The sequence below is a fragment of the Psychrobacter sp. genome (assembly GCF_035469765.1).
Classification (GTDB): domain Bacteria; phylum Pseudomonadota; class Gammaproteobacteria; order Pseudomonadales; family Moraxellaceae; genus Psychrobacter.
Genome location: NZ_DATIRM010000334.1, coordinates 1 through 6,939 on the forward strand (window position 1 = coordinate 1; position 6,939 = coordinate 6,939).

At 43.3% G+C, this 6,939-nt stretch carries 7 protein-coding genes; 1 reads left to right on the plus strand and 6 read right to left on the minus strand.

The genetic code is table 11. The annotated features are described in order from the left end of the window. The first annotated feature begins 44 nt into the window (after positions 1–44). Entirely contained in the window at positions 45–671 is a 627-nt protein-coding gene (locus tag VLN09_RS09265) for an HD domain-containing protein (protein ID WP_325245860.1), read from the plus strand. A 104-nt stretch (positions 672–775) separates the two neighbouring features. On the opposite strand, the gene phoU is transcribed toward VLN09_RS09265, so the two are convergent. From phoU to asd, 6 genes are all read right to left on the minus strand, one after another. Continuing rightward, positions 776–1,507, minus strand: coding sequence for a phosphate signaling complex protein PhoU (phoU, locus tag VLN09_RS09270; protein WP_325245852.1), 732 nt, complete (start codon positions 1,505–1,507; stop codon positions 776–778). A gap of 85 nt (positions 1,508–1,592) precedes the next feature. Next, the gene (pstB, locus tag VLN09_RS09275; RefSeq protein WP_414709118.1) at positions 1,593–2,528 is read right to left on the minus strand and encodes a phosphate ABC transporter ATP-binding protein PstB; all 936 of its coding nucleotides are present in this window, start codon (positions 2,526–2,528) and stop codon (positions 1,593–1,595) included. 68 nt (positions 2,529–2,596) lie between these two features. Next, the gene (gene pstA, locus VLN09_RS09280) at positions 2,597–3,511 is read right to left on the minus strand and encodes a phosphate ABC transporter permease PstA (protein ID WP_325245864.1); all 915 of its coding nucleotides are present in this window, start codon (positions 3,509–3,511) and stop codon (positions 2,597–2,599) included. Between the two features lie 69 nt (positions 3,512–3,580). Continuing rightward, positions 3,581–4,534 (minus strand): phosphate ABC transporter permease subunit PstC, encoded by a 954-nt coding sequence (gene pstC, locus VLN09_RS09285; protein ID WP_325245854.1) that lies wholly within the window; start codon positions 4,532–4,534, stop codon positions 3,581–3,583. Positions 4,535–4,714: 180 nt separating this feature from the next. After that, the gene (gene pstS, locus VLN09_RS09290; RefSeq protein WP_325245856.1) at positions 4,715–5,869 is read right to left on the minus strand and encodes a phosphate ABC transporter substrate-binding protein PstS; all 1,155 of its coding nucleotides are present in this window, start codon (positions 5,867–5,869) and stop codon (positions 4,715–4,717) included. A 461-nt stretch (positions 5,870–6,330) separates the two neighbouring features. Further along, on the minus strand, positions 6,331–6,939 hold a 609-nt coding region (gene asd / locus VLN09_RS09295; protein ID WP_325245858.1), incomplete at its 5' end, for an archaetidylserine decarboxylase.

A 6,939-nucleotide genomic window follows, 5' to 3' on the forward strand; every position in this document is an offset into this window, starting at 1 on the left:
GTTTTGAGCGTTATAAACTTCCCTGCCAAATGCTAGAGATAATCATGTCATCAACTCAATCCCTTCTGAACTATTCAGCGCTCGCTTCAAACATCGACATAAATGACGTCACGCATTTTTTACTAGAATTAGATGCTCTTAAACGCGTTAATCGGCGTAGCTATGTCACAGGCACGACTCGTTTGGAAAACTCTGCCGAACATTCTTGGCATTTAGCCATGGCATGTTGGTCAATCGCTGAGTTGTTCGAGTTGAATATTAATCATGAGAAATTATTAAAGCTAGCATTGGTACATGATTTGGGCGAAATTGAGGCTGGTGATACTTTTTTATATGCCGATACACGCACTGATGCGCACGTTGAAGAACGGGCTGGTATTGCGCGCTTACAAGCTGAACGTGGTAATGGCATTGCTAATTTAAGTGAGGTTTGGGAAGAACAGGAGACCGGCAGCAGCAGAGAAACCCAGCTGTTGAGAGTAGTCGATAGAATATTACCGTTTTTGCTTAATTTAAATACCAACGGAAAAACGTGGATTGAGTCTAACGTTACGCGCTCGCAAGTAGCTGGCGCGCATGCCTTTATTAAAGACAGTTTTCCGAGTATTTATGATTGGCTAGCAGCGCAGATTGAATTTGCGACCGCGCAGGGCTGGTTGATTGATGGTTAAATTTATAGCAGTATCGCATTACTAAAAGCGTGTCTTTTTTATTTTGAACGGACTATGTTCTAAACGGACCATCGTGTGCGATAAAGAAAATGCTATTTAAAATGTTATTTATTACTACCAGCATCCGTGGTTTGCTGGACGATTTTTTCTACTTGCATAAAATTTGTATGCCGCACATCTTTGCCGCTGGTGCAAAAAATAACCAGCTCAGCAATGTTTTTAGCATGATCGCCCACACGTTCTAGGGCGCGCAATACCCAAAGTATATTCATCACTCTGGACACGTGGCGGCTGTCTTCCATAATATAGGTCATCAAGGATCGAGTGGCAGATTGATACTCTTCATTGACCGCTGCATCACTTTGCAATACCGAAAATGCCTGCTGAGGATTCATATGCGAGAAGGCATCCATCGCATCAAGTAGCATCACGTGCACCTTATTGGATAAATGCTGAACCTCTGAATATCCTCTTGGAGAAGCGCCGTCTTTAATTAATTTGCAGGCCATACGAGCGATTTTTTCTGCTTCATCTCCCACACGTTCAAAGTCAACAATACCTTTGCTAACCGCCATCACTAAACGCAAGTCATTTGCTGTGGGTTGGTGCTTGGTGACTAACAAAATGATTTGCTCATCGATTTTAATATCTAGCTGATTAATCAGCCGGTCGTCTGCAATCACTTTTTTCGCGGTCGCTTCATCTGCAGCTATCAAAGAGCGTGTCGCAACCATGACTTGCTCTGCTGCCATGTAACCCATTTGCATAAACAGCTCAATCACATCATCTAAGTCATTATCAAAACTCTTTGATAAATGTTTTGGCGTTATTAGCATGGCGGCTTCCTTACTCTTATAGATTTAAATAGGGGTGCAAGCATAAAATAGATACTAAAAAATTAGTCTATCAATACAGATTGTTTTAACCATGACGACCGGTAATATAATCTTCAGTCGCCTTTTGAGCGGGATTGGTAAATATCTGATCCGTCTCACCCATCTCTACCATATCGCCCAGATACATATAGGCGGTATAGTCAGAGACGCGCGCCGCTTGCTGCATATTGTGGGTCACGATAGCAATCGTATAGTCGTTTTTTAAATCGGTGATGAGCTCTTCAATCGCACCGGTCGAGATAGGGTCGAGCGCTGAGGTTGGCTCATCTAGGAGCAGTACTTCAGGTTTTGTCGCCACACCGCGAGCGATACAAAGCCGTTGTTGTTGACCACCGGATAACGACAATCCTGATGCACGAAGTTTGTCTTTTACCTCAAGCCATAAAGACGCCTTTTTGAGTGCCCATTCGACACGATTATCCATCTCAGCTTTGCTTAGCTTCTCGTAGAGGCGTACGCCAAATGCCACGTTGTCATAGATGGACATTGGAAATGGCGTCGGTTTTTGAAAGACCATGCCGACTTGAGCGCGTAGCAAGTTTACATCGACGTCTTTGCCCAAGATATTTTTGCCATCGAGGTTGATATTACCTTCTGCACGCATACCGGGATATAGATCATACATACGATTAAACGTACGTAATAGTGTGGATTTACCGCAACCTGAAGGCCCGATAAAGGCAGTCACTTTTTTGTCTGGAATATCAATATTAATATTTTTTAGCGCTTGAAAGTCACCATAATAAAAACTTAGGTCACGAATCTCCATTTTTGCAGCGGGCATATTTTTAGGAATATCATGAATTGTTTGCTTGGTTAGGCTGGCAATATCTGGTTGTTGCATCTGCGTGCTAGTAGACATAGGTCTATTTAATGGATTGTCTGTTGTCTGATTGTCTGTTGCCTCATTGAAGCAATTAGCAGTCGTTTTTGTACGAACTTTGCTGATGACGTAATTCATAATTTTATCCAACCCAGCTCAATTAAAATTCAAGTAAATGCTCGATGTCACGTGTTTTATCGTCAGATTTATTTGGTCTGACCTCTACCACCAATGAATCTCGCCAAAATATTTAATACCAAGACAGAGATCGTAATAAGCAATGCTGCTGACCATGCCAGTGTGTGCCAGTTGTCATAAGGACTCATCGCAAACTGATAGATGGTATTGGGCAAGTTAGCAATGGGCTGACTCATGTCGGTACTGAAATATTGATTATTCAACGCTGTGAATAGCAATGGTGCCGTCTCACCAGTGATTCTGGCAAAGGCCAATAGCACCCCGGTGGTGAGTCCTGCGCTAGCCGCCTTAATAGTAACCTGCGTCACCATTTTCCATTTAGGGGTGCCGAGTGCATAGGCCGCTTCACGAATACTATTGGGCACTAGATTGAGCATGTTTTCAGTGGTACGCACCACCACAGGAATGACAATCAGTGCTAATGCCAATGCGCCTGCCCAACCAGAGAAACTTTGACCTTTGACCATCAGCGCATAAATAAAGAGACCAATAACAATCGATGGCGCAGAAAGCAAAATATCGTTTAAGAAACGCGTCACTTTGCCAAGCATACTGCCTTGAGAAAATTCAGATAAATAAATACCTGTCATCAGGCCAATAGGTGCGCCGATAAACAATCCTGAAAAGGCCAACATCACCGAACCGACAATGGCATTACGTAAGCCACCTACACTCATGGGCGGTGGGGTATCAGCCGTAAATACGGGCAGTTGTACGATGCCTTGAAAACCTTCAACAAACAACGTAAACAAAATCCAAAACAACCAGAACAAACCAAAAACCATCGCCGACATCGCAAAGCCTAGTCCTAGCTTATTGGCCCAGCGGCGCTTGTTATAAAGGCTTCGGTTATAACGACCTTCAAATCCTGTGTTGACTGGTAACGGCGCATTGGTTGCGTTGGTTGAATTATTAGAAGGCATCATATTTATTTTCCATATCTTTTATCAATCCTTCAAAGTCTGTCAAAACCTAAGAAGCCAGTCTAAGACTTATCGATTGCCTGCTTTATTATCCATGCGCATGAGCATCAACTTAGCCAGAGATAACACGATGAAGGTAATGACAAACAAGATTAAGCCCAAATGTAGTAGTGATGCCAAATGTAGCTCACTGGACGCTTCCGCAAACTCATTGGCCAAGGCCGAAGTAATCGTCACTCCAGAGGTAAACAGACTTGGACTGATATTAAAGGCATTACCAATTAAGAAAGTAACCGCCATCGTTTCACCTAATGCGCGTCCAAGCCCTAAAATTACGCTACCGACCACGCCAGCTTTGGTATAAGGTAGGATGATTTTGAACATCACCTCCCACGTCGTCGCACCCATGCCATACGCGGATTCTTTTAATAATTCAGGCACCACAGAAAAAACATCCCGCATGGTGGCCGCAATAAAAGGAATAATCATAATGGCAAGTACCAAGGAGGCGGTAAACATACCCAGCCCCATTGGCGCACCTGTAAAGAGCTTGCCGATAATGGGTAAAGGGCCTACATGCTCAATGAACCATGGCTGAATGTGATCGCCAAAGAAAGGCGCAAATACAAACAAGCCCCACATACCATAGATGATAGAGGGAATGCCTGCCAACAGCTCAATGGCGATACCCAATGGCTTTTTTAAGAAATTCGGGCATAGTTCAGTCAAAAAGATAGCAATACCAAAGCTCACTGGCACAGCAATAGCGATCGCAATAAAGGAGGTGACAATCGTACCGTAAATAGGCGCAAGCGCACCGTATTCATTGGCGACTGTATCCCAATTATTGCTGGTATAAAACCCAAGTCCAAACTCAGTGATACTGGGCCAAGCGCCCACGATTAATGAGAGGAGGATGCCACCAAGCGACAACAGCACCAAGATTGCAAAGGCTTTGGTTGCATTGACAAACAGCGTATCGTAACGTTTTTGTTTAGCCAGTTGGGACCTTAAGTCATTCATAAGTGTCTCAGCGTTGAATAGAATCAAGTCAAAATAGTAAAAGAGTCAATGAGGTTTTATCACAACAAACTTAAAAAAACCTTTAAATTTTCTGTGATAAAACCTCTCAAACCGCTACCGGAGAATAGTGGTTTGAGAGGTCGGCTCGACAGTGATTATGCAATCACTAGGATAAACAGGTTACTGTGCAGGCTTATAGACAGGTTGACCGTCGCTGCCTTTGACATCATTCCATTTTGCTTTAAATAAAGCAACGGCAGTATCAGAGAACGGTACGTAATCAAGCGCCATGGCGTCGTCATCACCTTGCGTATAAGCCCAGTCAAAGAACTTCAATACGCCAGCGACTTGTTTGGCATCTTGTGGTTGCTTATGTACTAAGATAAAAGTGGCAGCAGCGATTGGCCAAGCTTGTTCTGTTTCAGAGTTGGTAATGACTTTATAGAAGCCTTCTTGCTGTGACCAGTCGATATCACCTGCCGCGGCAAAAGTCTCTGCAGATGGCTGTACGAAGTTACCAGCGGCGTTCTTAAGCGCGGTGTGTGACATGTTGTTTTGCTTAGCGTAAGCGTATTCAACATAACCGATAGAGTTTTTCATACGGTTGACGTAGCTTGAAACGCCTTCGTTACCCTTACCGCCCGCACCAGTGGCAGATGTTGGCCATTTAACGGTTTTATCAACACCCACTGAGTCTTTCCAGTCTGGTGATACTTTTGCCAAATAATCCGTGAAGTTAAAAGTTGTACCTGAACCGTCTGAACGGAATACGGTGGTAATTTGGGCATCAGGTAGAGTCAAATCTGGATTCAAGGCTTTGATAGCAGGATCATTCCAGTTACTGATTTTACCCAAATAAATATCGGCTAAGGTTTGACCGTCTAACTTCAACTGACCAGGCTCAACACCATCAATATTGACAATCGGTACAACACCACCGATGACTGTTGGGAACTGGATAAGACCAGACTCTTCAAGCTCTTCAGGCGTCAACGGCGCATCAGAAGCACCAAAATCGACAGTTTTTGACTGAATTTGTTTGATACCGCCCGATGAGCCAATAGACTGATAATTGACCTGACCACCTGTGGCTTTATTGTAGGCATCTGACCACTTAGCATAGATAGGCTGTGGAAAAGAAGCACCAGCTCCGGTAATGTTCATCGATACATTTTCAGCTGAGCTAGCACTAGCGTCGCCACTAGCAGCGGTGTTTGATGGTGCTGCTGTAGTTGCTTCGTTGGTTTTCTCGCTCTCATTGTCGCTCGTCGTTTGGTTACAAGCGGCTAATGTCAAAGTGCTAGCGATTGCTACTGCCATGAATGAATAACGCATTATTTCTCCTAAAATTAATCAATTTTGAGTATCAAGCATTTATAAATAACAATAACAATGGTTTGCTGAAATGATGCTCTGCGGTTAATGAGGAGAGTATGCCAAATGAATATGACAGTTTGATGACATAAAGACTTACTATCAAAAAAGAATAGCAGCTTACGAGAAGAGACGTTTATAGATAGGAAAGTAGAGAAGGGGTTAAGCGCACATTTTTAAAAGGATTTCACTATAGTCAGGGAAAAGAAATATCGATACATAACGTACTGCTGATATCAATTTTTCTTGCTTACTGTGCCTACGCAGACAGAGGCTGCAAAAAATTTATATCAGCAGTACCGTAGCGTTTTTAAGGTATTTTAACTATATATTAAGACAAATAGAAAAGTATAGGCAGTAATCTGATTACTGCCTATGCTAATGTCGCTCATTAAAAGCGTTTTTTACTTAGATAAATAATATTAGATTTTAGCGTTGCCTAATAGTTGACCCATTTGTACCGTTGAGCCATGCTTCATAGTGGCTTGCCAATCAGTTTTTGCCGCTTTTGGCATTACCACAATCGCTGTTGAGCCCAGATAAAAACGACCAAGCTCGTCACCTTTTTTAAAGCTCATATCATGGTCTGCTTCTTGAATATCATCGGTACGGCTAATTTTACCCGTCGCGACCGTCTCAATCCCAGCGACAATCATCGCACCGACCATAATAACAGCCGCTTTACCATAGGCGGTATCAAACAGACAGACAAGGCGCTCGTTACGAGCAAACAAATCCGGTACATTAGCAGCCGTGGTATTATTGACCGAAAACAGCGTACCAGGGACATAACGAGTTTTAATAAGAGTACCATCGAATGGCATATGCACACGGTGATAATTGCTTGGGGCAAGATAGACCGTGGCAAAACTACCGTCAGCGAAATAATCGCCATCTGCGCTATCCGCTAAGAGCTGACCGATATCATAGTCACGACCTTTTGCTTGTAGTAGCTGATGGTCATGAATCTGCCCAAGCTGCGATATCATACCATCAGCAGGACTGACGATACCATTGACGGTAGTATCGAT

Bases quoted from the DNA above. Each gene is read 5' to 3' on its own strand.
- pstS (WP_325245856.1), bottom strand. From the start codon at position 5,869: ATGCGTTATTCATTCATGGCAGTAGCAATCGCTAGCACTTTGACATTA.
- pstC (WP_325245854.1), bottom strand. From the start codon at position 4,534: ATGAATGACTTAAGGTCCCAACTGGCTAAACAAAAACGTTACGATACG.
- pstA (WP_325245864.1), bottom strand. From the start codon at position 3,511: ATGCCTTCTAATAATTCAACCAACGCAACCAATGCGCCGTTACCAGTC.
- pstB (WP_414709118.1), bottom strand. From the start codon at position 2,528: ATGAATTACGTCATCAGCAAAGTTCGTACAAAAACGACTGCTAATTGC.
- phoU (WP_325245852.1), bottom strand. From the start codon at position 1,507: ATGCTAATAACGCCAAAACATTTATCAAAGAGTTTTGATAATGACTTA.
- VLN09_RS09265 (WP_325245860.1), top strand. From the start codon at position 45: ATGTCATCAACTCAATCCCTTCTGAACTATTCAGCGCTCGCTTCAAAC.